Source organism: Acidovorax sp. FHTAMBA (assembly GCF_038958875.1).
Taxonomy (GTDB): domain Bacteria; phylum Pseudomonadota; class Gammaproteobacteria; order Burkholderiales; family Burkholderiaceae_C; genus Acidovorax.
The window spans coordinates 1,962,883-1,985,831 of sequence record NZ_CP152407.1; the positions used below are offsets into that span (position 1 = coordinate 1,962,883).

Here is a 22,949-nt window from a genome sequence, read left to right on the forward strand (position 1 = left end):
GCGATTATTGCGGCAGGTCCAGGGCCGGCGACTCGATGCCGCGCGCCTGGTCGATCTTCTCGGCCACCTTGAACGCGGCCTCCAGTTCGCTGATGCCGTACTGCTGCATGAACTGGTAGCGCTCGGCTTTCTCCTCGGGCTCCGTTTGGGCCAACGCCAGGAAAAGGCTCGGCGGCACGGCCCGGAAAAGCACCTCCATCGACTTCGACAAGATCACCCCCTCGGTGAACTTGCCCGCTTCCTTGCGCGCGGAGAGCATCAATGCCTTCTGCGCGGGCGAAAGTTCGCGAAAGCGCGCGATCTTCTCGACTTCATCGGGCGGCATCGACAGGCACACCCACCACTCGATCATGTTGAGCATGGGCTCGGCCGCACGCGGCAGGTCGTCGATGTTCTGGGTGGCCAACCAGAACCACGCGCCCAGCTTGCGCCACATCTTCGTGATCTTCACGACGTAAGGCGCGAGCAGCGGGTTCTTGGTGATCACATGTCCTTCATCGGTGACGTTGATGATCGGCCTGCCGAGGTATTGGTCGCGCTCGGCGATGTTGTTCACCGTGCTGATGAGGCTGATGTACGCGATGGAGAGCTGCGCGTTGTAGCCCTCGCGGGCATAGGTCGCCAGATCGACCAGGGTGATGTCCGCTTCGGGCCACGGGGTGCCGGGCCGGTCGAACATCTCGCCGTCGGCCCCTTGGCAGAACATGTCCATCGCATCCGCCATCTCCAGCAAGCGCACGCGCCGCATCTCGGGCAGCGTGGTGTCGCTGCCGCGTGTGCGCAACGCATCGCGCACGTCGCGCGTGAGCACCGTGCGCTGCTCGCCGCCCTCGCTACCTTCGCCATAGCAGTGCTCGGCGGCATCGAGGATGCACTGGCGGATCAGCGAGCGGTCGGCTCTCGTCATGCGGGCTTCTTCCTTGTCCTCGCCGCCCGTGATCATCAGCCGTGCGGTGATTTCCAGCTCGCCCAGCACGTCGCGCTGCTCGTCGGCGTGGGCGGCCTCCGGTGGCGTGTCTTCGTCCAACGCATCGGCGTCGAGCGTCTGCACGTCGCTGGGTGTCTCGATCAACCGGCGCGCGTCGGCGAACGGCGCCAGGCTCACGCCCGAGCCGGGTGCCAGCTTTACGCGGTTCACGGTCAGACCCAGGCGCTTGGCGAAGTCACTGAACAAACCAAAGCTGTTGCCGGCTTCCACGATGAACAGGCGCGGCCGGTAGATGGCCGTGACCTGGTTCAGCAAGTTGTTGAGCGTGGCGGACTTGCCCGAGCCCGTCGGCCCGAACAGGAACAGGTGGGCGTTCATCTGCCGGTCCAGCCGGTTGAGCGGGTCGAAGGTGAGCGGTCCACCCCCACGGTTGAACATCGTCACGCCGGGATGCCCTGTGCCCTGGCTGCGCCCCCACACCGGCGACAGGTTCGCCGCGTGCTGGGCGAACATCAGTTGCGTGTACCACTTGCGCCGATCCTGGCCGGGGTTGTAGCAGCACGGCAACCAGCGCAGGTAGCTGTTGAGCGGTGCCACCTCGTCGTCTTCGCGCACCGGCTGCAAGCCTGCGTTGAGCATCACGTTCGCCAGATCCAGGCCGCGCCGGTCCAACTCGGCTTCGTCGCGCCCGCGCAGATAGAACGCCAGCGTGCCCCGGTAGAGCTTGTGTGCGCTGCCGATCAGCGAGCGGGCTTCATGCACGTCCTTGAGGGTCTGTTCCGACGCCAGCGTCTCGCCCACGGCCTTCCTCGCCAGATGGTTGAGATCGGATTCGAGGACATCCTGCGGCGTGGCGACCATCGTCAGGCACATCAAGGTGTCCTCGGGCATCTGGTCGAACAGCGTGTTGATCGCGTCGCCCTTGCGGGTCTCGCCGGTCAGGTGCCCCGTGCCCGGTGGCATGCGCAGCCGGTCGGCGATCAGCACGCGGTGTGGCATCCCATCGAAGTGCCAGGCCCCGTGCGCGACGTCAGAGCGCGGCTGCCCGAAGAACAGCCGCTGGCTGAAATCCCGTCCGCTCGCCAGTTCGATCTCGCCGTCTTCGGTCTCGGCGGGGTACCGTGCCAGCGCATAGAAGCGCTCCCTATCCTCGACTCCAGGCCCGAGCAGGGCAGGGCGGGGGTTGAACCACCGCAGCAGCCAGTCGTGAACGTCTGCCGCAAGCATGCGCCGGGCCTGGATGCCGGCGTTCGCCAGCCCGCCGCACAGGCGGTCGCAGACGATGTTCAGCATCTGCTCGGGCGTCTGGCCCCTGCGCATGATCTGGCTCGCCTGGCCCTGGCCCTGTCCTTGTCCGGTCACGCGGCGATAGACCACCATGCGCACGCGCCGCGTCTGGCCGCGCCAGCGCAGCCGCGTGACCACCGTGTCCTCGAACAGGCCTCCGGGCTTGGCCACCGCGCGCAGGTGGTGGCCGAAGAAGCGCAGGTAGAACTCCGTGAACGCCGTGCCGCGGGCGCGCGGTTGCACGTAGTCGCGCAGGGTTTGCATGTACTGGTCGAAGCTGGGTTCATCCTGGGCATAGAGCTGGAGCACCCAAGGGTTCTCGTCCAGTTCATCGAAGCTGTCCTGCAGCGCGTTCTCCAACGCATCCCTGGCCTGGGCCAGCCAGGCCGGCTCGCGGCCCTCGGTGCCCAGCGGCACCAGCTCGAAGAAGGCGGCCACGGACTGCCCGTCCTCCAGCAGCATGGACTTCGATTCCGGCAGGAACTCTACCCAGGGCAGCAGCTCCACGAACGACGGCGCGACGTCGTACAGCGCCTGCTCGTCGGCCATGGTCGCCGGCCTGCGGCCCTGGACCGCCGCGCCAGGTTCGGGAATACCTGCCTGCCGCAGGGCCTCGACGTGGCGCTGCCAGCCGTCCAGCTGTCCATCGTCGGCCGGGCCTCCGATGCCGCCGGCGGCCAGCTTCGGCCATGGGAGGGTCCAGCGCATCAGTAGTCCTCCACGCGCTCGCCCGGCATCGCGTACTGCACCCGCTGGTACAGGGGGAACACCGTCGTGTAGCCCGGCACAGGCACCGGGTCCGTGCCTGTCAAGTGCGGAAAGACATACATCACCAGGTCGGGGTTGGGCAGGCGCTGGAACTGGCGATGGATCTCGTTGCGAGCCGTGCGCGTGTAGCGCATCTGCTCGGCGGGCGCGGCCTGCACGTCCGCCTCGGTCAGCGGCCGCCGCAGACTCTGGCGCGCATCGAGCAGCTGGCGGCGCGCCACCTGACCTGCGCCACCACCTGCGCTGTCACCAGTCTCCTGCTGCCAGATGTCCATCATGGTGCGGTCGCCATGGGTCAGCAGTTCCTCCTTGCTGGTGGCGCAGCCGCCCAGCACCGCGATGGCGGCGGCCAGCGCGAGGCCTTGGGCCCGGTTAGTCCAATTCGAGAGCATGGCTTTCTCCTGCGCGGTGATCGACCTTGCGGCCTTCGGGATCGAAATCGATGGCGAGCGGCTTTTCGAGGTGAACCGCGACCTTGGCGCCGGGCTGCACATAGACCGCCGCGAAAGCCTGGCCGTACAGCTTGTTGACCCAGTTCGACATCTCCTGGACACCCCCGGCGAGAATCCGGCCGACCGCTTCCTGGCCACTGATGCCCACGGTGCCGATGGAGCCGTCCGAGCCCACGTAGGACACCCGGCCGCTGTCGCTCTTGATGAGCGAGGCCACGCCGGCACCGGCTGCCGTGATCAGGGCTTGCGAGCCGAGGTACTGCTGGGCGTTGCTGCGCCGATCCCCGCTGACACAGGGAATGCCGTGGGGATCGCTGATCCAGCCCAGGCCCCCGCCCTGATGGTTGTTCTGCTGGTTGCCCTCGCGGTCCTCTGGAATCGTGCGGATCGTCCCGTCGTGGAACACGAAGGTGATGCTGCGCACCTGGCCGCGCACGCACGAAAGCGTCCAGTCGCCGGAAGCCGTGCCGCTGAACACGGCACCCGCTACATCGGGAATGTCGATGCCGTTGGCCGTCAGGTTGTCGGGGCCGACGAGCACCTTGAACGGGTACGGATCGTTGACCGTGCCGTCGATCGGCACGCGGCCGATCAGCGCCGTCATCGCGACCGACCCCATGAGCGTTGAGTTCGTCGGGACGGTGTAAACCGGCTTGGCCCCCTTGACCCCGGCGGCGCGGGCGCCGGTGTTCGCCACGCTTTCCGCCGAGGCTTCCTGCGTGCGCTGCGCCGGGCCGAAGCTCGTCGGGAAGCTCATGCCGCCGCTGGACGATCCGCGCCCCTCGGCCTTTTTCGCATCCTGAGGCTCCACCCAGCGCAGGCCGCCTTCCATGCCTGCCTCATCACCATCGCGCAGCCCCAGGCCCACCGGCAGATCGGCATGAGCGCCACCGCGGCTGCCGATGCTGTCCAGGCGCCGTTGCAGGTCGGCGAGCAGCCCCTCCGTCTGCTGGCGTTCACCGGCCGCCTGCTGCTGGTCGCGGCGCAGGTTGGAGCGCTCGGCCTCCAGCGCCGAGTTGATGCGCTGGTCGATCGAGTTCTCGCGCTGGCGCAGGCGCTGGTTCTCTTCGCGCTGGGACTTGTTGTCCGAGAGCGCGGTCTGCAGCTCGGTGCGCAGCTGCTTGACCTGTGCCACCAGCGTCGCCACGGTGTCGCGCGGGGTGTCGCCCGCGATCCCGAGTGCTTTCATCTCTTCGGGCGTGAGCTGGCTGCCCATGCCGGCCGGGGAGGGCGCCGAGGCGCCGCCGCCCGAGAACAGCCGGATGCCGATGAACAGCACCAGGAGGGCCACCGGGATCATCAGCCACTTGAGCAGGCCGTTACTGCGCATGGCGGACCTCCTTGTCGGCCTGGGCCTCGGGAGCCGGCTGCGGAAGATGCACGGCGGGGTCGAAGCGGTGGATGGCGGGCAACAGCGATTGCGCGAGGCCGCGGCCGCGCGTCACCAGGTACAGGACGGTGGTGTCCTCTGGGGTGCCACGCGGGCCCAGTGCCTCGTGCTGGAAGGCCGCCGTGAGGAAATCGCCTTGAAGCATGCGCGGGTCGAGCGTGATCCAGCCAGTGCTGGTGTTGGTGAGGCGCACGGCGGTCACCCACTGGTCCTCCAGGCGCCACGAGGCGAGCGCGACGGCGCGCACCGGCAGCGTCGGCATCAGCGTGCCGAGATCCAGGTCGCGGCGCAGGGTGACCCGCATGACGCCCGGCAGCGGCTCGACCGTGCGCAGCGGCGCGTAGAGGTTCTGCGCGGCAAAGCGCGTCAGCACGACCGGGACCGGGGTTTCGCGCCGCAGCGACCGTGTGCCCGCCTGGTCATTGGGGCGTGCTGGCGCCTCGTCGGAGCTTGCCGCCTGGTCGCCATAGCGCGAGGGGGTGACGTTGCCCTCGACGATGCGCACCGGTTCTAGCGCGGGCTCCTCGTCCTTGGCCGGCTCGGCGGTAATGTCCAGCAGAATCAACGCGCCCGTGTCGGCGTCTTGCAGCTGCAGCCGCGTGGGTTCGATCGGCTCGCTCGCGCGCAGGTACACCGCGCCGCCCGCGCTCTGCACGCGCAACCGCTCGCCCACGCCGACCGGCACGCCCACGCGGACGTTCCGGTCGATGAACACGATGCGCTCCTGGCCGACCCGCAGGGGCACGGCCAGCGGCATGCGCTCCCAGCGCAGAATCTCCACCGCCTGGGCAACAGGCGCCGAAGCCACGGCCAGCAGCCCCAGCAACGCGAGAACAAGGTGCTTGATGGGCTTCATGGGGTGTTTCCTCCTTGAGGCGCTTGCGGAGACAGGCCGCCTGGCGCCGGACGCGCGGGCTCCGGCACGGTGATGCGCTGGGGCGTGCCTTCGTAGCAATCGAGCGCCAGGCCGAACGGATTGCGCGCGGGATTGACGTCCACCCGCGTGACCTTGATGGGGTAGCGCACCAGGGCGCGCTTGACCTGCTCGGCACCGTGGTACTCGTCGGCGCTGATGTCCAGCGTCACGACCCAATCCCGGTCGGAGACCACGCGCACGCGGGCGGTGGGGTCGTCGCCGTAGCCGCGGCCGGGGATTTCGTAGAGGCCGCGCACGCGCTGGCGCAGCTCGCCCGTGCTGCGCCGGTAGTCGTAGTCGGCCCGCAGGAAGGCCTGGCAGGACGGCGTGAGGTACGGCGACAGCGCATGCAGGTTGCGCGGGTAGTCGTCCTCGCCATTGGCCGGCCAGCGGTTGAGCTGCTGGAACACGTAGAACGTGAAGGCGTACACGCTCTCGGGCGGCACTTCCCACCACTTGCGGGTGCTGCCGGAACGCAGGTCGGGCGGAACGTGGATGGTCAGATCGCGCGGCGCGCTCCACCAGCCGCCGCCCATCAGCAGCGCAATGGCCACCAGCGCGCCAGCGCCCAGGCGCAGCGTCTTGATGTGCGCCTGCAAGTGGGTGATCTCGTTCTTGAAACGGCTCATCGAGTCCCCCTTGGCACGCACCTTCGGGTGGTCCAGAAGCCCGAGCGCGAGATCAGCAGATGACCACCCACCCAGCCTGCCGCCAGCGGATGCCGTGTGGCGATGCGCCACTGCAACTGCCGGTACAGCCAGGTGTCGGGCCGTCCGCGCTTGAGCCGGCGCAGGATGCCGCCGCCCACGAACACGCCCAGGGCTACGCCCAGGACGATGAACGTGGGCGCCAGCGCGATCGTGCGGAACACCCAGGACAGCGGTGCGCCGATCAGCAAGCCGGCGGCGCCGGACAGGGCGCAGCAGATCCACAGCTCGTCCGCCGTGAGACCGCGCACGACCACCGGATGGCGGTTGAGCCGGTGCGGAAGGAACGTGACCGTTCCGTCCGCACGGACGTGCTGGTGCTCGGACATGGCCCGCCCCCGCTTACAGGATGCCGGTGGCTTCGGTGAGCAGCCAGATGCCGATCACGAGCAGCACGGCGCCGATGGCGACGGTGAGGCCGAACTGGCCCCAGGTCTTGCGGCCGGTGTGGATCTCTGCGTAGGTGCCGTAGGCGTGGTAGCACACGCCAATGAACATGGAGGCCACCACCAGCAAGGCCACGAGCATGATGATGTCGTAGCCGTAGTTGCGGATGGTCTCCATGATGCCGTTGCCGGTGCCGCGCGTGGGGTTCTCCAGTTGCGGCAGGCCCTGCGCGAACGACAGCGCGGGCAGCGCGGCGGTGCCCAGGGCCACGGCGGCGCGCTGGGCGAGACGGGAATTGAGGATGCGGTTTTGCATGGTCAGGCCTTTCAGGTCAGGAGAGGAGGAAGAAACTCAGGACGAGGTACATCGCGACGAAGCGGATGCAGACGCCCAGGAACTGGCGCTGGTTGAGGCGGCTTTCCGACCACCCCACGTAGGCCGTTCGGATGGCCCACACGCCCCACACGAGCAGCACGGCGAAGACGGCGCCGACCAGCACGGTCGCCATCGCGGAAGGCGCGATGACGCTGTTGGCTTGAAATGCCGAGACCTGGGCGCCGTTCATGGCTTGCCCTCCGCAGACGTCGACGGTGATGGTGGGGCGGCCCGCTCGGCGCGGTAGTCGCCGGTCAGTTCGGTGGGGTCGCGTGGCTGGGCACGCGACGGCGTGAGGTGGGCCTGGATGCCAGCGCGCACACGCGCCAGGTCCACCAGCAGCCGTGGGTAATCGAAGTGGTAGCGCTCGCCCGGCTGGACGGGGGCATGCGCGGCGCTGTCCGTGACGGTGCGCTCCAGCGCGTCGAGCTGGCGCAGCGCGGCGACCAGCTCCTGGCGTTGCGCCGGGGATTCGGCCAACGCCGTCTGGGACTGGCCCAGCAGGAGGGCCGTCACGAAAAAAGTGGGCACGCCGCGATGCGCGGCGCGCAGCCAGGTTGAAGCCACCATCGCGCCATTCCTGTGTGATCAGCAATGGCTTGATCGTGGAGATCGGGGTGGCTTCAGGCCGCAAACAATGGGAACTCGCTGGCGACCGGATTGATGGAATCGCAGGAGGCCTTCGGTGCTGGAAAGTGGCTACATGTGCCAGCACCGAACGCAGAATTGGCCGTTCGAGCGATTGGGTGAAAGAGCGCTCTGGATTATTCTTTCGATATGTCAGATTGGCGTTTTTCGCGTCTCATGCACTACAAGCTCGATGGTCGTCGCGCAGTGCTGTGCGACAGCATGGTGGAGTGGTCCGCGTGGTACGAGGTGGCCGACCGTCGCGTGGCGGAAACATGGATCGACGACGTCCGTATTTCAACGGTCTTCCTCGGCCTGGACCACAATCCCGTACCCGGCGCTGATCCGGCCTTGTTCGAGACGATGGTCTTCGCAGACGACACGACGCACGAGATGCGCCGGTACTTTATCTGGGAAGAAGCCGAGGCCGGTCATGCCGAGATGGCCGAACTGATCCGCGCCGAAATGGAGGCGGCGCAGGTTCAAGCCACGCAGGCGTGGGCGAAGGTGTACGAGCGAATCAAGGCCTGAGCACCGCCTGGTGTCAACGCTGCCCGCTCCACTGAGTCTCACAGGTACTTCTTGAAGCTGCCCGCGGTCAGGCTCACCGCCAGTCCCAGCAAGGCGGCGCTGGGCAGCAGGATCGCGAGCGGATGCACCGAGATGGGCAACGCCAGATACGTGACCCAAGGCAGCAAGGCCAGTGGCATCAGGCTGGCTTTGGCACGGTGGTAGATGAAGCCGGATTCGCGGCCCGCGCCGAACCGGCGCACGTCACGCCGCACCAAGCCGTCGATCAAACCGACGAAGGCTGCCGTGAAGATCAGCGGCAACGTGAGCACCAGGACCAGCAGGCGCACCAGGAAGGTCAACGTCGTGAAGGCCACGGCGATCAGGTAGCTCTCGGCCCAGACATAGACTTGGCTGATGTAGTAGCGGAAGTTGCGCCCCCCGTCCTGGTTTTTCCCATGGCTGGGTGCGCGGGCGCGCTCAGCGGTCTGGCTCATGCGCTCCAGCAGCCCCGAGTGCACGAACACCCACTCATACCCTCTATCCACCAGTTCGTGCGCCGTGCGCCCTGGCTCCTGCACGACCACGCTGCGCGTGAAGTGGCCGGAAAGGTGCCCCAGCTCGTACTGCAGCATCTGCTGGGAGTGGCGCCAGCCCTGGTCCTTCCAGAACAGGTGCATGCCGACGCACTCCACCACGATCGAAAACAGCAACGAGCCGATCAGCACCCCGAGCAGCCGGAACGGCAAGGTGATGGTGCCGACGATCAGGCCCTGGCGCTGGTTCTGCTCGCGCTGCGCAGTCGAGGCGGCGTCCTTCATGGCGAGGCCTCGTCGCCGGTGCCATCGTCAGCGCCGGTGGCTGCGGCAGTAGGCGCGGCCGGAGCGGCATCGTCCAGCAGGTCATCGGGCAAGCCCGCGTCCTGCAAGGCCGGGGAACTGGTGAACTCCCACCACTGCGTAGCCTCGGTATAGCTCTGGCGCATGTAGCCCGCGAGCTGTTGCAGATCCTGCGGCATCACCTCATCGGGGTCAGGTGCGGGCAGCGGCATCCTGATTTTCCAGAGCTGTCCGCCCTGCAGCAGCGCGAAACACTGCCCCTTGGGCAGGCCGACGACGTGCGATGGCTCGATCATCGGCACGCTGGACATGCTGATGCGGTCCTGCGTGTTCGACGTGAAATCCGTCGCGCCGCGGATGTCCGAACTGTCCGTCGCACCCGAGACGATGGTGGTGGTATAGACCTCGACCTTCGGCAATTGCCGGGTCAGCAGTTCGGCGGTGGCCGTCTCCCGGACCCGCAACATGAACAGGTTGTTGAAGTTGCCGATCACCTGGCCAGCCTTCGCGCGGTTGCCGATGCGGGCCTCGATGTCCGAGAGGGTCTGCGTGTACGCGGTGACTTGCAGCCCGGCGCCGCCGCCCTTGTTGATGAGCGGGATGAACTCGTCGCCCATCAGCTCGTTGAACTCATCGGCATGCACATTGATCGGCACGCGCGTACCCGCCGACGCCGCAGGCAGGCCGTCGTCGATCCCATGCTTGTAGATGTGCCCGGCGACCGACACGAGATCGGAGAACATGGAGTTCCCGACCGCCGCGGCGACCTCGGCGTCGGACAGCGCATCCAGGCCCACATAGACGATGGCGCGCTTCCTGATGATCTGCATCCAATCGAAGATCGGACGCGGGTCGGCCAGGTCGGAGTAGTTCGGGGCCAGGAGCTGAGCGATCTTGCCGCTGGTGAGCTTCTCCAGCAGCGGCAGGAGGCTGGCGACGATCTTGTCGAAGTACGTCTTGTCGTACCTGACGGCAGAGCGCAGGCCGTCGAGCACGGGGTCGTAGTTGCGAGCCTGGGAGAGGTACTGCTCCAGCGCCACGACGCGCTTCTCGCGCCCGATCATGTTGCGCGGGATGTTCTTCTCGTTGAGCTTGGCCTCGATCTGGACGATCACCTCCCAGGCCTTGGGCTCGGTCTTGGCGAAGTAATGCTGGGCGTACTCGATGAACAGCGCGTCGATGTTGATGACGTGCCGCTGGATCAGCATGTAGTCCGGGCGCTGCCCCAACTCCACCAATGCCCTCGCGATGATGTTCACGAAGCGCCAGGCGAATTCGCGGAACGCCGCGCTGTTGCCCTCGCCGGAGAGTTGGCCCGCGATGCGGGTGGCCACCTCCGAGATCCGCCCGAAGCGTCCCACGGCGTTGTAGCGCGCGGAAATCTCCGGCCAGCCCAAATGGAAGATGTAGAACTCGCCCTCGCGATCCGCGCGCTTGGCCTCGACATACATCCGCTTCAGGAGATCGGCATCGCCCTTGGGGTCGATGACGATGACGACCTCATGCTCGCCCGCGGCGTTCTTGCGGCGGATGTCCTGGGTCACGAACAACTCGGCGAGCCGGGTCTTGCCCACGCGCGTGGTGCCCAGCACCAGCGAATGGCCGACCCGCTCGCCCAGGGGCAGGCTGACGTCCACCTCCTCGGGCTCTATGCCATGCAGCCGTGGCAGACCGCCCACGGGCGGCAGCGGCCGCACCGGATTGAAGGGAACATCCCAGCCCGTGAGCCTTGGCAGGCGTGAAAGCGGAAACGGTGCGAATTCCAGCCGCTCCTCCAGCCGCCGCGCCAGCCGGTAAGCAGGTGTCGGCTCCACGTAGCGGCGGAACTCCGGCCGGTACGTCTGCATGAGCCTATGGGTGTGCTTCTGCTCCCACAGAAAGCCCCGCCCTATGAAGAGGCGCTGCTGGCTGACCGGCACGTCCCGGCTCGTCATCACGTAGCGCGGCAACCTGCGGATGTTGCGCCGGTAGCGCAGGATGACGCGGGCATCGCGGTAGCGGATCGCGCCGTAGGCGCCGAACGCCAGCGCGCTGCCGACGCCCATGGCCGGGCTCAACGCGAGCGACCACGGGGCCACCAGGGACAGAAACGCGGCGCCCGCACATGCGGCGACGGTGTATAGCTCCACCGCTGGGCGCAGCAGAACCTCGACCGGCTGTTTCCCCGACATGGCTTCATTGCTCGATGCCGGTGGCCGTGATCAGCGCCGGGTAGTGCCGTAGGCCCAGGCGTTCTACCAGGTCGTCACCGGATGCGGGCGCCAGCGGCACGCCGGGCGCCAGTGCGCGCAGCCGCGCCAGGGCCTGTGCGGTCTCGACGTTGACCACCAGGCCGACCGCACCGCGCTCGCGCAACGAGGCCGCATGGCGGCGCAGCCACGCCTGGGACGCCGCGTCGTCTCCGACGACCACGAAGGGCCGCAGACCCGGCGCTTCGATCACCCGCCGCGCCACGGTGCCGGGCGTGAGCTTGGCGCTGCGCACTGGCAGCATCGCTGCCTCATCGGCAGGCGTTGCCGGGACCTGGGGTACAGGGATGGGCGGCCGCGCTGTGCCGTTGCCATCCGATTTGCGAGGCTGAAGGTTCAGGGCTTCGTAGTACGGCAGTGCCGAGGTGCCGCCCCGGTCTTCGACCACGATCAGCGGCTCGGCGGCATGCGAGGCCAGCGGCATCGCCGCCACCAGCACGAGAAGGCCTTTCAACGTGAGATTGGCCAGATGAGATTTCGTCATGGGGAGGTCTCCTGACGCACGGCGAGCGCCGCGACGGTGGGGCGCGTGCCCTGCACGCGGGCGAGATGCCGGGACACGCTGCGCCGATACCGCGCGGCGGGCTCTCCGCCTGCGGGGCGGTGGTAGCGGCCGATCGCGAGCAGCCAGTCCTCGCCGGGGACGTATTGCTCTTTCAGGATCTCGGCGGCGATGGCGAGGTTGCGGTACGGGTCCATCAGGTCGCACGGGCTGGTGAAGCGGTGCTTCTGGTAGCCGAGGTTGATCTGCCCCAGGCCGGCGTCGATGCGTGTGTGCGGCGTGGAGCGCATTGCCTGCTGCAGGCCAGTGCAGGCGTCGGCGCGGGTGGCGAAGCGACGTGTCTGACCGGCGACGTTGAGGGACCACGGCCACGGCACGATCCGCCCGTTGCGCCGAATCCCGCTCTCCTGCAATGCCACGGCGTAGAGCACTGCCGAGGGAATGCCGGCGCGCTGCGCGGCGAGCTGGTAGGCCGGCGGTGGAACCTCCTGGGCATGGGCGGTGCCGGCGTTCGAGCCGGCGGCGAGCAGCAGCGCGAGCAACATGCGCGAGGCAGGCACGGCGATCAGGGTTGACGCTGCCATTGGCCGTTGACCTCGCGCACGACAGCCGGCAGTTCGCCGGGCAGGCCCAGCGACAGCCAGCGGCCGCCATCGTGGTTGAGCGTGATGCTGCCGCTGCGCACCCGTGCCGGGTCGATCTGCGCGCGCTTGGCCCAGTCGCGGATGCGCGCATCGTCCTGGCGGCTGCCGACCATGTACAGGTCGAACGGGGAACCTGATGTCTGCAGGCGCTGCACGAGCTGCCCGCAGGCCGCGCAGCCGTCCTTCACGAAAACCGCCGTCCGGCCGCTGCTGCGCACGGCTGCGGCGCTTGCTGTGGTGCCCGGCATGTCGTCGGGCAGGTTCACGCGCTGCATGCCGGGGTTCAGGCGCTGCCACGCGGCGTCATAGGCGCGCTGGTAGGCGAGCAGCTTCTCCACGCGGCGCGCCTCGGCCTGCACTTGCAATTCGGCATAGCGCCGCCGCTCTTCATCCGAGCGGGCCTCGACGCCCAGCGCGGACAGCGGGTCCAGGTTGGGCGAGTAGATGCCCAGCGGCCCCTCCATGAGTTCCCGGTAGCGGACGAACTCGTCGTCGCGCAGGCCCCATTCCTTCGCCAGCCGCGAGTCCTGGCTGTGCGCGATCTGACTCTGGCTCGTGCGGGCGGGCTGGACGTTGGAGGCTTGCTGGGGTGTCTGCTGTGCTGGCGCCGGCAGGTGCAGCGTTGCCAGCAGAGACAGGATGAGGATGGGATGGCGTTGCATCGCGTGGCCTCCTCAAGGAACCGCCACGCGGCGGATCTGCTCGCCGGCCTGGAACACGGCGGTGCTGCCCTCGATGGCCTGCAAGCGCCATGGGCCGACGGCATCGCCCGGCAGCAGCACCTGCACCTGGTCGGCGGTGAAATCCCCCGCAGCTGGCGCGACGGACACGCTGCGCTGGCCGGCGCGCAACTCGGCGCCCACGACACGGAACGGCAGCGGCGGTGGCACGGGGGTGACGGCGGCGGGCTTGGGTGGGCGCGGTTGTACTGGTGCGGGAGCACGCGCCGCTGTCTGGCGCGCCTTGATCTGCTCGACTTCGGCACGCAGCGCCTGAAGCTCTTCCGCGGCGGCATGGCCTCCCAGCGCTTGCTCGGCCTGCGCGATGCGCGCCTCCAGGGCCTGGCGGGTGTCTTGCAGGCCTGCTGCCGTGGCGGCCGCTGGCCGCTGCTGCAAGGCCTGGGTGGTCTCGGCCAGCCCGGCCACCTGCGCTGCGAGGCGTTGCAGGCCGGCATCGGCCCGCTCTCGGTCGGCCAGTTCGTTCATCGCCTGGGAGCCCAGGAGCACGAAGACGCTGAGACAGAGCAGCCACAGCCAGAGCAGGCTCTGCACGACCACGGCGGCGGTCGCGCGCCGGGGAGGCTGCGCGGCGTTCATGGCTGGCCTCCGTCGATGGGAAATGTCTGCACCGCCTCGGCGGCGGGTGCCTCGGGAACCGGCTCGGCCGCTGCGTCGCCGCCGGGCCGCTCGAAGCAGACCTGGCGCGTGCGGTCATCCGCGTGCAGTTCCCAGGCCGGCCCGGCCAGGGTGAGCAGCGCATCGCGCAGGCTCATGGGACCGAGATGCAGGTGCGCTGCCGGCAGCGGCAGCGCGTACAGTTCGATCGCGGCATGCGCCGTCTGGCACAGGCCGTAGCCGCTGCGCTTGAGCACGTGCCGCAGCCCGTCACCGACCGTGGCGCGGGCGTCCTCGGGCATGGACACGTCGATGGTCTGCAGCAGCAGGTCGCGCTGCGCCGCCAGCGGCGCCAGTTCCACGAGGGTGTAGCGGCCGTAGCGCACGACGGGGATGAGTTCTGACGCCTCGGGTGCGGGCGCGGGCGAGGCTTCCTCGATGGCGTCGGGCGCCGGTGGCGCTGCGGTGGTCGCGCAGCCGCTGGCCAGGACCGCGGCCAGCAGGCCGGCGCCGACCAGACGCCGGGGGAGATGGATTGCGAGCATGGCATCGGCTCTTCTGTTGGGATGCTGATACCTTGGCCGCACGCCGCGGCGCGGTCAGCCAGAAATGCGAACTGCGGGCTGCCCGGTTTTGGCGGGGCGGGGCGTATCGTCTGGGGGCACGCCGACGTTGCAATGGCTGTGGCGCGTAGACGGGCAGCCAGCTTGGCCTACTGCATGGCGATTTGCATTTGATTCGCGATGTGGGACATAAAATGGTACATTGCGCGAATCCATTGCAAAACATCGCCCTGGCCATGCCTCAACACCTGTCGGATGTCCTGAACGCCTGTGAGCGCGCGGGCAAGCTGAACGTGCGCGGCAAGGACTTACACGCCAAGCTGCCCGATGCGAGCCCCGAGGCACTGCGCAAGGCGCTGTACCGCCAGCAGCGGGCCGGGCGGCTGGTGCGCCTGTCCCGCGGCTCGGACCATTGGCTGATCGTGCCGTTGCAGTACGCGGCCACCGGCAGTCCGCCGCTGGAGGCCTGGCTCGACGCCTACCTGCGCAAGACCCTGGAGACGCCTTACTACGTCGGGCTGCTCAGCGCGGCGGAGGCCCACGGCGCCTCGCCCTATGCCGTCATGGTCACGCAGGTGATGGTGGAAACCAAGCGCCGCCCGATCACCGTTGGCCGGCACGAACTCGTTTTCCACACCTGCGCGCGCATCGAAGCGATGCCGACCCGCTGGCACGAGAGTGCCGATGGCCGCTTCAAGGTCAGCACACCCGAGTTGACCGCGCTGGACCTGATCCAGCGCGACAGCGCGCTGGGCGGCATGGGCCGGGTGCGGGAAGTTCTGCGCGCGCTCTGGTCCCACTGCACGCCGGCGGGCCTGACCCAGGCGCTGGACGCCCTGCAGAGCGTGCCGGTGGCGCAACGGCTCGGCGCGCTCCTGACGCTCGACGAGCAGGCCAACCTGCTGGCGCCGCTGTCCCACTGGCTGCGGGGCAGGCCGATGCGGCTGATCGCGCTCGAAGGCCCGCTTCCCCCAGGTGAAGAACGCAGCGACCACACCAATACAGATTTCAAGGTCTGGATGGGACCCCAGCAAGGAGCCAATACGTGATGCAGCAAACCCACCTGACAGCCTGGCAGTCCCATGCCCCCTGGCCCAAGCGCAGCCAGGTCGAACAGGACCTGCGCCTGTCGCGTGGCGTGGCCGCGATCTTTGCCGACGAAGTGCTGCGCGAGCACCTGGCCATGCGCGGCGGCACGGTGCTGCACAAGGCCCACCTGGCGCCGGCGGCGCGCTACTCCGAGGACATCGACCTGGTGCTGGTCAAGGCGATGGACACCGACACGCTGGACCGCCACCTGCGCCGCGTGCTGGCGCCGGTGCTGGGCCGCCCCAGCGATTCGCTGATCGCCGATGCCTGGCTGGCGATCCGCAACGTGTTGCGGCCTTCCAAGATCCTGCGCATGGCCTTCAAGTTCGTGCCGCTGGGCCTGCAGCGCGAGGAGACCATCAAGGTCGAGGTCAACCTCAACGAAAGCGCCTCCCTCTATCCCCTGGTCGACGTGGCGCTGGACGTGCTCGACGACGAGGGCGACCCCCTGCAGGCCGTGGCGCGCTCCTACGACATCAACGAAATGCTGGGCACCAAGACGCGCGCGCTGATGCAGCGCGAGCAAGGGCGCGACCTGTTCGACCTGGCCCACGCCTGGCAGCTCAGCGAGGCCGGCAGCACGCCCTACGCCGTCGATGGGGCCAAGGCCATGCAGGCGTTCGTCTGGTATCTGGAGAAGGAAGGCACGCAGTTCAGCGCCCAGGAAGCCAACGCGCATCTGGACGCGCGCCTGGGCAAGGCGGGCTTCCGCCATGACATGGACACGCTGCTGCGGCCCGGCCTGCCGGCCTTCGATGTGGACCGGGCGGGCGAGATCGTGCGCGAGGCGTATTTCAGGCACTTGCCATAGCGCCCAGGAAAAAGGCCCCGGGTGGGGCCTGTGAAAATGGTTGTCGTACTTCGCCGGATCAATCCCTGGCCAGCTTCAGGCCGGGATCGACCTGCGCCAGCTGGGTATGCGCCCAACAGCGCACGAGCTGGCCGTTTTCGCCGACTGGCCGAACCGCCATCGCTGACGAATACCCGCCCAAGTCGCTGGTGTCGTAGCAGATGACTTTGACCTGGCCGGCGTCGCAGCGGACAGATTGGATTTGGCGGTCGGTCATATCGAGCACGATGACCTGCGGGACAAGACCCAGTTCGCGGGCGGCCGACAGGACGGCTCCGTGTTCGGCTGCGTCGAAGCAGACGAACGGCCCTTCATACCGAGCTTCTTCGGCCAAGTCCTTGGCCTTGCCGTAGTGGATACCCAGGTCGTATTCTTCCTGGGTGATCCAGACCTTGAAGACTGGCATGTCGGGACTGCCAGAGACATCGATGCAGGCAACCGCGACTTGCATCTCGATCTCACCGTCATCGGCAGGTTCGGTCGAGGGGATGATGGCTTGGCCCGAGGGAACTTCGTCGGCCATGCCCATGCGCTCGCGCATTTCGTCGACGAAATCCTCGGGGGCCATCAGGCCATAGCGCGCCAGGCGCAAGGGAATGTCCTCTGCACCGAGGTTGCCGTCCTCGATGCGCTGCTGCATGAAGGCGGCGATCTCGGCTTCGAGCGCATCGCTGTTAGTCGCCGAGGGCAACTCGGTCACCTCGATCGACCAGGCATCCACCTTCGCGGCGGTCTCATCGATTAGCAACCTCTCGCCGATGGCGCGTTCCCACATGCGTTGTAGCCGTGCCAGCATTTCAGGCGCGGCCTCACCGTTGAGCAGATAGGTCACGTCCAGCGTCAGGCGAGCATTGACGGTTTCGGGCGTAGCTTGGGTATGGGTATTCATGGAAATCTCCTTGGGATGGAAAAAGCGCAGCCACGACCACTGAGATCGTGGGCGTGGCTGCAAGGTGGAAACAACGGAAAGCCGGCGGCACTAGGCCGGCGTTGGCATGGGATCAGGCGGCAACAAGCTGCCGGGCCAGTGCGACCTCGACGGAATCACCATCCTGGTTGAGCACATCCAGCCCGGACTCGGGCACGTCTCCCGACGTGCTTTGGGACACGAGGATCTTCTTGGCCATCAGCGCGAGGCATGCCATCTGCGAAGAGGCGGCATACCCCAGGTAGATCACCCTCACGGCCAGCTTCTGGCCGATGCGCCAGGAGCGGCGCGCGGCCTGCTGCAGCGTGTAGACGTTCCACCCCGATTGCAGAAACACGATCGTGGGGAATTCGAGCAAATCCAACCCCGTCTTGACGAGTTCGGGGTTCGTGATGAGAACGTCGATGCCCCGGTCCAGCTGCTCGGCAATCCAGTCCTCGCGCTGGCTGGCATCCACGCTCGCGCGCAGCACCGCCACCCGAAAACCTTCCTGCTCCAGCAGCATCTTCAACCGGCTCGTGGTGTCCCGCGTGCCGGTATAGACCGAATAGACCAAGGTCTTGCGACCCGCTTCCTTCTCCTGGCGGCAGATGTCGATCAGTTCGCGCTCCTTGGGCATCACCTGGAGCTCGTTGAACTGAGCCGGGGTGAAGGCCAGCACCTCGCGCGTGCGCGGATGGCGCACCGTCTCCGCCCTGAAGCAGCAGTCGGGCCACGCCAGCAGCGTGTTGAGGACCACGCCCAGCAAGGTGGTGTCCCGCTTGCGCAGGGCCTCCTTGAGCTGCTGCGTCAGGCTGGAAGCCAGCTTCTGATACGCCTCGCCTTGCTCGGCGCTCATCGCCACGTCCCGGAACTCTTCGTCATACGGCGGCAGAACGCCACCGATGTCGCGCAGCTTCAGGAAGATGGTGTACGGCAGGATGCACCGCAGCACACCCTTGGGGCCGAAGCCCGGAGCCTTGACCGTTCTGACCGTGACCTTGCTGCCCTTGGCCGTCTTGTGCGCCGGGCCGTCGGACTCCGAATAGATATCCCGCAAGACCCCGTGATCCCTCATGAAGGCCATCGCGGCGGCGTTCATGCTGCCGTTGCGGCCGGGGATGTAGCCGTCCTCGATCATGCGGCCCGGAAGCGCGCGGAAGAGCAAATGGAAAAGATCGTCGGCATACCCGCCCATCAGCGTGCCGGTGAGCGAGACCGTTTTGCGGACCTTGGACGCGATGACGCCCATGGCTTGGCCTTGGGCGGAACCCCCGGTCTTGTACTCGTGGGCCTCATCTGCGATGAGTAAGTCGAACGTGCTGCGCGGCAGATAGCGCTTCACATACTCGCTGGGCTGATAGCCGCCTTCGCCAAAGCCGAACTCCATGTTCGCCATGGCCCGCTCCATGCGGTGCGCCTGGCGATCGGAGAACACCAGCTTCCCGCTCGCGTCCATCAGGTTGATGAAGTTGTGCAGGTTGTCGCCGAGCATCGAGGCCAGGAAGCCGTCCCCGAAGGTTTTCATCAGGCGCTGCGCGGTGGCTTCGCCGATGGTCGGGATGCGCTTCAGGGCGCGCAGTACGGCCGAGGACTGATCGCTGCCGGAGAGGGCCCGTGGACGCATCAGCGTCCACAGCGCGCCGCCGCAGCCGCTGCACTTGCGGCGGAACTCTTCTGCCTCCAGTTCTTGAACAGGGATCGGCTCGCCGTCGAGGTTGGTGATGACCTCCCCGCAGTGCGGGCAGACTCCCACGTCGCCGTGGCGGGTGCGCTTGTGCGCAAAGGCGGGTTTCCAATGGAACCCCATCCTCATGCGGACACGACCGAGGACGAAAAACTCCTGCGCCGGCGAAGGCACGCCCAACTGCTCGCGCAGCTTGATGAGCTTGAGCAGCGTGTCCGGGCCATTGAGCACCCAGACCTTCGCGCCCGCGACGGTTTCGAGAATTTCCCGGCGCCACTTGTAGACCAGGTGCGGCGGGCTCAGGACCAGCGTGCGGCGGTAGCCCTCGGCGTGCAGAACCGCCGCCAGCGCAATGCCGATGGTGGTCTTGCCGGTGCCCATCTCGCCATTGACGAAGACAGCCCGCTCGCCCTGGTTGACGAGCAGTTCCGAGGCCGCATGCACGACCTCGGCCTGGGCGGGGAACAACTGGCGTTTCAGCCCGGCCAGCACCAGCTGGCGGTGCGGGCGCGGCGTGCCGCTGTAGACGGGCGGGTTCGCCCGGTTGAGGGATTCCAGCAGCTCGTCCCCGAACTCGGAAACGAAGTCCTGAAGGCTCATGGACAGCTCGGACGATTCCTGTTCGAGCAGATCGTCCACGGGGGACGAGATATCAGCGGCCGGGGCCGCTTCGATGGCTTGCGCGTTCATGGTGATGCTCCAGAAGAACGGGGCATGCACCACTCCCCAAGGGGCGATGGCATGCCCCAGGGTGGGAAGGAAAGGTCGGCCGGATTCGGGACCTGGCCGGTGATGACGACGATCAGTACTCGCTGGGCAGCAGCACTGTGGTGACGCTGCGATCCCATTCGGTGATGACCCAGACCTTCAGGTTCGGGCCGACCTCGTAGGCCGAGAACAGACGGTCCTCGCCCGACCTCAGCGCGGCGTCGTTCTGGCGCCGGTCGCTGTCGTCGAGGTCGCCCCAGTCGCCACCGAGATGGCGGCGCAGATAGACGTTGGGATTGAGACGGCCTTGCTGGACCAGTGCTGACACGCCATTGGTCATGACGATCTGGCCCGGGTCAAAGCGAACATTGGGAACAAGGCTGATGAAGACGGATTCGGGTGCCATGGATGGCTCCTTGGAGATGGAAGGGCCATGGCGCCCCATCGGGGCGCAGACCCCGGTGGGTGGAAAGAAAGAACGCCGCGGCTGCGGACGTTCTGCGATCAGATCAATGCCATTTCTTCGGGCAATTGCACGACCGTGATGCGCTGGTCGTCACCGGTGATGACGACCAGAAACAGCCGTGGCGTGATCTGGAAGCGCGACGTCATCGGCGCGCCTTGTTCCAGCGCGACGTCGTTCGACTGGCGCTCGGCCTCGCTGACCTCGCCCCAGTCGCCGCGCAGATGGCGCTGCACGAAGGGCAAAGGATCGATGAGGCTCTTGCTCGCCAGCCAATGCACCTTCTCGCTCAGCTTGAGCGTGCCCAGTGCGAACAGCGGTTGAACTGGGGGCTTGCGCCCCTGAAAGATGAACAGCATGGGGATACTCCTTGCAAGGGATGAAGACCAGGCGGCAAGCCGCCCTTGGGAATCAATGGATGGTGAGAACCTGGCCCAGCGTGGCCGAGCCGGGCGTGAGGTCCCAGGCCCGAATCACCGGGACGAACTTGTCCGTCAGGATGCGGGTCTCGGCCAAGGAGCCGTCGTCGCGCTCGCGGTACTCCACCGCGGAAGACTTCTGCTTGAACGTGTCGCCCTTGACGGCCAGGATGCGGCCGCCGAGTGACTTCACGACACCCGAGATCGCACCGGCCGCGAGGGCCAGTGCCAGGTGCCATTTGGACAATTCACGTGCCGGAGCGCGCAAGGTCTGCTGGGTCGCGCCGAGGTGGGTCTCGAACGCGGGCCACAGGCCGTTGAGGCGCCGCACTTCATCGGCGAACTGCTCCGGCTCCATGCTGATCCGGTAGAAATGCTCCGGCTCGGCCTGGGCCGTGGGGACCACATACGGCAGCAGCGTCCATTCGGACGGCAATTCATCCGCCTCCTGTTCGCCCAGGCCGATTTGCAGCAGCCGGGCGCGGAACGCTTTCACGTCATCGCCGGCCTGGTCGCGCTGCCGGACACGTCGTCCGAACACCACGACCTGCTTGAACTGCTTGTCCGCCGCCTGGAACACGGACAGGTCCGTGAAATGGCGTGTCAGCCAGCCGACCATCTCCTGATCCAGCACATAGGACGGTAGGATGAAGACAAGGATGCCGCCGTACTGCAACAGGGGCAGCGTGCGCTGGTAGAACAGCTTTTCCAGACGGGCGCGGCCCTTGCCTTCGTAGCCCAGGTTGCCGCTGGTGTCCCTTGCGAGATCGCCATAGGGCGGGTTGAGCCACAGGAGGCCGAAGGCCTGCCGCGAGATCATGGTGTCCATCAGGTCACCGTGGATGCAGTGATCGACCAGCAGCCGGGCATGGCTGGCCCGCTCCTGGTCGAACTCGACCGCATAGGCGCTGGCCAGCTCAGGCCCGAGGGCATGGGCGGCTTCGGCGATGGCAACGCCTTCGCCTGCGCAGGGATCAAGAATGCACATCGACCCGCTGGATGTGGAGTCTGCGGGCGCCAGTGCGCCGAGGGTTCTTTCGAGGGTGGTTGCGTCGGTCGGGTAGTAGCCGTTCTTGGCGAAATTCCGAGCGAGCCTGGGGAACATCAATGCCATGGAAATCTCCTGTCTGGCGGGTATGAAGGAAGTGATGGATGCGCGCAGGGCACGCATCCATCGCGGCAACGTCAGGCGGTGGCCGCCATCTCCAGCGCGGCCGGAGCCGGCTGCTGGGTCGGATGGGCGGCGAGCACGCCTTGGCGGATGAGGTCGCCCAGCGCGTTGGTGAGCGCGGGCACGTCGATGGCGAGCCGGAACCCTTGCAGCGGCCCGAGGGCCACGGGCAGGGAGCACAGCATTTCGCGCTCGCGCAGCAGCGCCAGGACGGGCGATTGCCAGTGGTCCAGCAGCGGCAGCGGGCACGTGTCCTTGACCAGGTGCCACAGGCGTGACGTGGGATCGGCCGCGGAGCGCGGCAGCAGCGCCAAGGCGCTGGCCGAACTCTTGTCGGGCCGGATGCAGCGCCGGTCGAAGAGCCAGAGATTGACCATCGAGCCGAACAGCGTGCGGCGATAGCTGCGGGTCAGGCGCTTTTCCAGCCGCTCGACCGAGCCGACGAACACGGGCAGCGAGCTGCCTTCGCTGGTGATGACGTGGAACTGGTCCAGGCCGTCCTCGCTGCGACCCAGGGTGAGCCGCCCGATGAACTGCTGGATGGCGGTGTCGCGCGCCCAGACCGAGAGAAAGATCAGGTCGCCCTGGTCCCCGCAGACGCAGGCATCGGCCATGAGGTCGCTGCATTCGTCGATGCGGTACAGGGGCTGGTCGGATGAAGTGGCAGGCATGGTGGTTTCCTCGATGTGAGGGGCGCACCGCCCGCAGGGGCAGTGAATGCCCCGTTAAGGATGAAGGAGCGCGCAGTGCTTGGGGCGGATGCCTCGACTGCGCCGCAGGTGACGTCAGGCTCCCAGTTCGGCGAACGAACCGTCGGCCTGGTGCTTGACGACGCGATTGCCGACATTTCCCACGTAGTCCTGCTGGACTTCGGTGAACATGGTGTCGGGCACGTCGATGTGGAAATGGCCCAGGACTGCACGGTAGTAGTCCAGGCCGTGGCCGAACGGGTCTTCCTCGTGCAGGTTGCTGTACAGGAAATCCTCGTCCTTGACCTTCATGGCGCTGTCGATCAACTCGGCAGGCTTGCAAATGGTCAGGAAGAAGTAGCGCAGCGGCCGATCCCAGCCGATCATCACGGTGATGGGAAATCCCTTGTGATGGGTTTCGAAGAGGTGCTGACTCATGGTGGTGTGCATGGATGAGCTGGAACAGCACCGCCCGCAGGGGCAAGTGC

At 67.2% G+C, this 22,949-nt stretch carries 26 protein-coding genes; 3 read left to right on the top strand and 23 right to left on the bottom strand.

Features of this window, described 5'->3' with window-relative positions; translation table 11 throughout:
• Nucleotides 1-4 precede the first annotated feature (4 nt).
• The 9 genes from AAFF19_RS09170 to AAFF19_RS09210 are packed head-to-tail and all read right to left on the bottom strand — an operon-like array spanning nucleotide 5 to nucleotide 7,780.
• Complete coding sequence (locus tag AAFF19_RS09170) at nucleotides 5-2,923, bottom strand: conjugative transfer ATPase (RefSeq protein ID WP_038201343.1); 2,919 nt, start codon at nucleotides 2,921-2,923, stop codon at nucleotides 5-7.
• Nucleotides 2,923-3,375, bottom strand: coding sequence for a TIGR03751 family conjugal transfer lipoprotein (locus AAFF19_RS09175; protein WP_038201346.1), 453 nt, complete (start codon nucleotides 3,373-3,375; stop codon nucleotides 2,923-2,925). The genes AAFF19_RS09170 and AAFF19_RS09175 overlap by 1 nt, the downstream gene beginning before the upstream one ends.
• Complete coding sequence (locus AAFF19_RS09180) at nucleotides 3,356-4,765, bottom strand: TIGR03752 family integrating conjugative element protein (protein WP_038201349.1); 1,410 nt, start codon at nucleotides 4,763-4,765, stop codon at nucleotides 3,356-3,358. Before AAFF19_RS09180 ends, AAFF19_RS09175 begins: the two co-directional genes overlap by 20 nt.
• Entirely contained in the window at nucleotides 4,755-5,672 is a 918-nt protein-coding gene (locus AAFF19_RS09185) for a TIGR03749 family integrating conjugative element protein (RefSeq protein ID WP_038201816.1), read from the bottom strand. Before AAFF19_RS09185 ends, AAFF19_RS09180 begins: the two co-directional genes overlap by 11 nt.
• Nucleotides 5,673-5,677: 5 nt before the next feature.
• Nucleotides 5,678-6,370, bottom strand: coding sequence for a PFL_4703 family integrating conjugative element protein (locus tag AAFF19_RS09190; RefSeq protein ID WP_038201351.1), 693 nt, complete (start codon nucleotides 6,368-6,370; stop codon nucleotides 5,678-5,680).
• Nucleotides 6,367-6,777, bottom strand: coding sequence for a TIGR03750 family conjugal transfer protein (locus AAFF19_RS09195; protein WP_038201354.1), 411 nt, complete (start codon nucleotides 6,775-6,777; stop codon nucleotides 6,367-6,369). The genes AAFF19_RS09190 and AAFF19_RS09195 overlap by 4 nt, the downstream gene beginning before the upstream one ends.
• Nucleotides 6,778-6,790: 13 nt before the next feature.
• Nucleotides 6,791-7,150: a TIGR03745 family integrating conjugative element membrane protein gene (locus tag AAFF19_RS09200; RefSeq protein WP_038201357.1), complete on the bottom strand. Its 360-nt coding sequence runs from the start codon at nucleotides 7,148-7,150 to the stop codon at nucleotides 6,791-6,793.
• Nucleotides 7,151-7,166: 16 nt separating this feature from the next.
• Nucleotides 7,167-7,400 carry a TIGR03758 family integrating conjugative element protein gene (locus AAFF19_RS09205; RefSeq protein ID WP_342721720.1) on the bottom strand — a complete coding sequence of 78 codons (234 nt, stop codon included), beginning with the start codon at nucleotides 7,398-7,400 and terminating at the stop codon, nucleotides 7,167-7,169.
• Nucleotides 7,397-7,780, bottom strand: coding sequence for an RAQPRD family integrative conjugative element protein (locus tag AAFF19_RS09210; RefSeq protein WP_038201362.1), 384 nt, complete (start codon nucleotides 7,778-7,780; stop codon nucleotides 7,397-7,399). The genes AAFF19_RS09205 and AAFF19_RS09210 overlap by 4 nt, the downstream gene beginning before the upstream one ends.
• 234 nt (nucleotides 7,781-8,014) lie before the next feature.
• Between AAFF19_RS09210 and AAFF19_RS09215 the strand changes: the two genes are divergently transcribed.
• Nucleotides 8,015-8,368 carry a hypothetical protein gene (locus tag AAFF19_RS09215; protein WP_245610630.1) on the top strand — a complete coding sequence of 118 codons (354 nt, stop codon included), beginning with the start codon at nucleotides 8,015-8,017 and terminating at the stop codon, nucleotides 8,366-8,368.
• 38 nt (nucleotides 8,369-8,406) lie between these two features.
• Here the strand turns inward: AAFF19_RS09215 and AAFF19_RS09220 are convergent, their stop codons facing one another.
• Genes AAFF19_RS09220 through AAFF19_RS09250 form a run of 7 tightly spaced genes read right to left on the bottom strand, consistent with a single transcriptional unit; the run spans nucleotide 8,407 to nucleotide 14,460 of the window.
• Entirely contained in the window at nucleotides 8,407-9,168 is a 762-nt protein-coding gene (locus AAFF19_RS09220) for a TIGR03747 family integrating conjugative element membrane protein (RefSeq protein ID WP_038201367.1), read from the bottom strand.
• Nucleotides 9,165-11,357, bottom strand: coding sequence for a type IV conjugative transfer system coupling protein TraD (gene traD, locus AAFF19_RS09225; RefSeq protein WP_038201370.1), 2,193 nt, complete (start codon nucleotides 11,355-11,357; stop codon nucleotides 9,165-9,167). The genes AAFF19_RS09220 and traD overlap by 4 nt, the downstream gene beginning before the upstream one ends.
• A 4-nt stretch (nucleotides 11,358-11,361) precedes the next feature.
• A complete protein-coding gene (locus AAFF19_RS09230) occupies nucleotides 11,362-11,919 on the bottom strand; it encodes an integrating conjugative element protein (RefSeq protein ID WP_038201373.1) in 558 nt (185 codons plus the stop codon).
• A complete protein-coding gene (locus AAFF19_RS09235; RefSeq protein WP_082753608.1) occupies nucleotides 11,916-12,521 on the bottom strand; it encodes a transglycosylase SLT domain-containing protein in 606 nt (201 codons plus the stop codon). The genes AAFF19_RS09230 and AAFF19_RS09235 overlap by 4 nt, the downstream gene beginning before the upstream one ends.
• Entirely contained in the window at nucleotides 12,503-13,243 is a 741-nt protein-coding gene (locus AAFF19_RS09240; protein ID WP_038201376.1) for a TIGR03759 family integrating conjugative element protein, read from the bottom strand. Before AAFF19_RS09240 ends, AAFF19_RS09235 begins: the two co-directional genes overlap by 19 nt.
• A 12-nt stretch (nucleotides 13,244-13,255) precedes the next feature.
• Nucleotides 13,256-13,897 carry a hypothetical protein gene (locus tag AAFF19_RS09245; protein WP_038201379.1) on the bottom strand — a complete coding sequence of 214 codons (642 nt, stop codon included), beginning with the start codon at nucleotides 13,895-13,897 and terminating at the stop codon, nucleotides 13,256-13,258.
• Nucleotides 13,894-14,460, bottom strand: coding sequence for a PilL N-terminal domain-containing protein (locus AAFF19_RS09250; protein ID WP_038201382.1), 567 nt, complete (start codon nucleotides 14,458-14,460; stop codon nucleotides 13,894-13,896). The genes AAFF19_RS09245 and AAFF19_RS09250 overlap by 4 nt, the downstream gene beginning before the upstream one ends.
• A 254-nt stretch (nucleotides 14,461-14,714) precedes the next feature.
• Here AAFF19_RS09250 and AAFF19_RS09255 point away from each other — a divergent pair, with 254 nt between their 5' ends.
• Together AAFF19_RS09255 and AAFF19_RS09260 are read left to right on the top strand one after the other, a co-directional pair.
• A complete protein-coding gene (locus AAFF19_RS09255; protein ID WP_342721721.1) occupies nucleotides 14,715-15,527 on the top strand; it encodes a type IV toxin-antitoxin system AbiEi family antitoxin in 813 nt (270 codons plus the stop codon).
• Nucleotides 15,527-16,378 carry a nucleotidyl transferase AbiEii/AbiGii toxin family protein gene (locus tag AAFF19_RS09260; protein WP_051952845.1) on the top strand — a complete coding sequence of 284 codons (852 nt, stop codon included), beginning with the start codon at nucleotides 15,527-15,529 and terminating at the stop codon, nucleotides 16,376-16,378. The genes AAFF19_RS09255 and AAFF19_RS09260 overlap by 1 nt, the downstream gene beginning before the upstream one ends.
• Before the next feature lie 58 nt (nucleotides 16,379-16,436).
• Here the strand turns inward: AAFF19_RS09260 and AAFF19_RS09265 are convergent, their stop codons facing one another.
• From AAFF19_RS09265 to AAFF19_RS09295, 7 genes are all read right to left on the bottom strand, one after another.
• Nucleotides 16,437-17,306 carry a hypothetical protein gene (locus AAFF19_RS09265; RefSeq protein ID WP_038201384.1) on the bottom strand — a complete coding sequence of 290 codons (870 nt, stop codon included), beginning with the start codon at nucleotides 17,304-17,306 and terminating at the stop codon, nucleotides 16,437-16,439.
• Between the two features lie 112 nt (nucleotides 17,307-17,418).
• Entirely contained in the window at nucleotides 17,419-19,701 is a 2,283-nt protein-coding gene (locus AAFF19_RS09270; RefSeq protein WP_038201387.1) for a helicase-related protein, read from the bottom strand.
• A 112-nt stretch (nucleotides 19,702-19,813) separates the two neighbouring features.
• Nucleotides 19,814-20,125 (bottom strand): hypothetical protein, encoded by a 312-nt coding sequence (locus AAFF19_RS09275; RefSeq protein ID WP_038201390.1) that lies wholly within the window; start codon nucleotides 20,123-20,125, stop codon nucleotides 19,814-19,816.
• 98 nt (nucleotides 20,126-20,223) lie between these two features.
• Nucleotides 20,224-20,541 carry a methyltransferase gene (locus AAFF19_RS09280; protein ID WP_342721722.1) on the bottom strand — a complete coding sequence of 106 codons (318 nt, stop codon included), beginning with the start codon at nucleotides 20,539-20,541 and terminating at the stop codon, nucleotides 20,224-20,226.
• Nucleotides 20,542-20,593: 52 nt separating this feature from the next.
• A complete protein-coding gene (locus AAFF19_RS09285; protein ID WP_281173386.1) occupies nucleotides 20,594-21,772 on the bottom strand; it encodes a DUF6094 domain-containing protein in 1,179 nt (392 codons plus the stop codon).
• Between the two features lie 14 nt (nucleotides 21,773-21,786).
• Nucleotides 21,787-22,443 carry a hypothetical protein gene (locus AAFF19_RS09290; RefSeq protein ID WP_038201402.1) on the bottom strand — a complete coding sequence of 219 codons (657 nt, stop codon included), beginning with the start codon at nucleotides 22,441-22,443 and terminating at the stop codon, nucleotides 21,787-21,789.
• A gap of 114 nt (nucleotides 22,444-22,557) precedes the next feature.
• Nucleotides 22,558-22,899, bottom strand: coding sequence for a hypothetical protein (locus AAFF19_RS09295; RefSeq protein WP_038201405.1), 342 nt, complete (start codon nucleotides 22,897-22,899; stop codon nucleotides 22,558-22,560).
• Nucleotides 22,900-22,949 lie beyond the last annotated feature (50 nt).

Bases quoted from the DNA above. Each gene is read 5' to 3' on its own strand.
- AAFF19_RS09285 (WP_281173386.1), bottom strand. From the start codon at position 21,772: ATGCGTGCCCTGCGCGCATCCATCACTTCCTTCATACCCGCCAGACAG.
- AAFF19_RS09265 (WP_038201384.1), bottom strand. From the start codon at position 17,306: ATGAATACCCATACCCAAGCTACGCCCGAAACCGTCAATGCTCGCCTG.
- AAFF19_RS09210 (WP_038201362.1), bottom strand. From the start codon at position 7,780: ATGGTGGCTTCAACCTGGCTGCGCGCCGCGCATCGCGGCGTGCCCACT.
- AAFF19_RS09205 (WP_342721720.1), bottom strand. From the start codon at position 7,400: ATGAACGGCGCCCAGGTCTCGGCATTTCAAGCCAACAGCGTCATCGCG.
- AAFF19_RS09255 (WP_342721721.1), top strand. From the start codon at position 14,715: ATGCCTCAACACCTGTCGGATGTCCTGAACGCCTGTGAGCGCGCGGGC.
- AAFF19_RS09170 (WP_038201343.1), bottom strand. From the start codon at position 2,923: ATGCGCTGGACCCTCCCATGGCCGAAGCTGGCCGCCGGCGGCATCGGA.
- AAFF19_RS09260 (WP_051952845.1), top strand. From the start codon at position 15,527: ATGCAGCAAACCCACCTGACAGCCTGGCAGTCCCATGCCCCCTGGCCC.
- AAFF19_RS09235 (WP_082753608.1), bottom strand. From the start codon at position 12,521: ATGGCAGCGTCAACCCTGATCGCCGTGCCTGCCTCGCGCATGTTGCTC.
- AAFF19_RS09190 (WP_038201351.1), bottom strand. From the start codon at position 6,370: ATGAGCCGTTTCAAGAACGAGATCACCCACTTGCAGGCGCACATCAAG.
- AAFF19_RS09295 (WP_038201405.1), bottom strand. From the start codon at position 22,899: ATGAGTCAGCACCTCTTCGAAACCCATCACAAGGGATTTCCCATCACC.
- AAFF19_RS09275 (WP_038201390.1), bottom strand. From the start codon at position 20,125: ATGGCACCCGAATCCGTCTTCATCAGCCTTGTTCCCAATGTTCGCTTT.
- AAFF19_RS09290 (WP_038201402.1), bottom strand. From the start codon at position 22,443: ATGCCTGCCACTTCATCCGACCAGCCCCTGTACCGCATCGACGAATGC.
- traD (WP_038201370.1), bottom strand. From the start codon at position 11,357: ATGTCGGGGAAACAGCCGGTCGAGGTTCTGCTGCGCCCAGCGGTGGAG.
- AAFF19_RS09245 (WP_038201379.1), bottom strand. From the start codon at position 13,897: ATGAACGCCGCGCAGCCTCCCCGGCGCGCGACCGCCGCCGTGGTCGTG.
- AAFF19_RS09230 (WP_038201373.1), bottom strand. From the start codon at position 11,919: ATGACGAAATCTCATCTGGCCAATCTCACGTTGAAAGGCCTTCTCGTG.
- AAFF19_RS09215 (WP_245610630.1), top strand. From the start codon at position 8,015: ATGCACTACAAGCTCGATGGTCGTCGCGCAGTGCTGTGCGACAGCATG.
- AAFF19_RS09195 (WP_038201354.1), bottom strand. From the start codon at position 6,777: ATGTCCGAGCACCAGCACGTCCGTGCGGACGGAACGGTCACGTTCCTT.
- AAFF19_RS09220 (WP_038201367.1), bottom strand. From the start codon at position 9,168: ATGAAGGACGCCGCCTCGACTGCGCAGCGCGAGCAGAACCAGCGCCAG.
- AAFF19_RS09270 (WP_038201387.1), bottom strand. From the start codon at position 19,701: ATGAACGCGCAAGCCATCGAAGCGGCCCCGGCCGCTGATATCTCGTCC.
- AAFF19_RS09240 (WP_038201376.1), bottom strand. From the start codon at position 13,243: ATGCAACGCCATCCCATCCTCATCCTGTCTCTGCTGGCAACGCTGCAC.
- AAFF19_RS09175 (WP_038201346.1), bottom strand. From the start codon at position 3,375: ATGCTCTCGAATTGGACTAACCGGGCCCAAGGCCTCGCGCTGGCCGCC.
- AAFF19_RS09180 (WP_038201349.1), bottom strand. From the start codon at position 4,765: ATGCGCAGTAACGGCCTGCTCAAGTGGCTGATGATCCCGGTGGCCCTC.
- AAFF19_RS09200 (WP_038201357.1), bottom strand. From the start codon at position 7,150: ATGCAAAACCGCATCCTCAATTCCCGTCTCGCCCAGCGCGCCGCCGTG.
- AAFF19_RS09250 (WP_038201382.1), bottom strand. From the start codon at position 14,460: ATGCTCGCAATCCATCTCCCCCGGCGTCTGGTCGGCGCCGGCCTGCTG.
- AAFF19_RS09280 (WP_342721722.1), bottom strand. From the start codon at position 20,541: ATGCTGTTCATCTTTCAGGGGCGCAAGCCCCCAGTTCAACCGCTGTTC.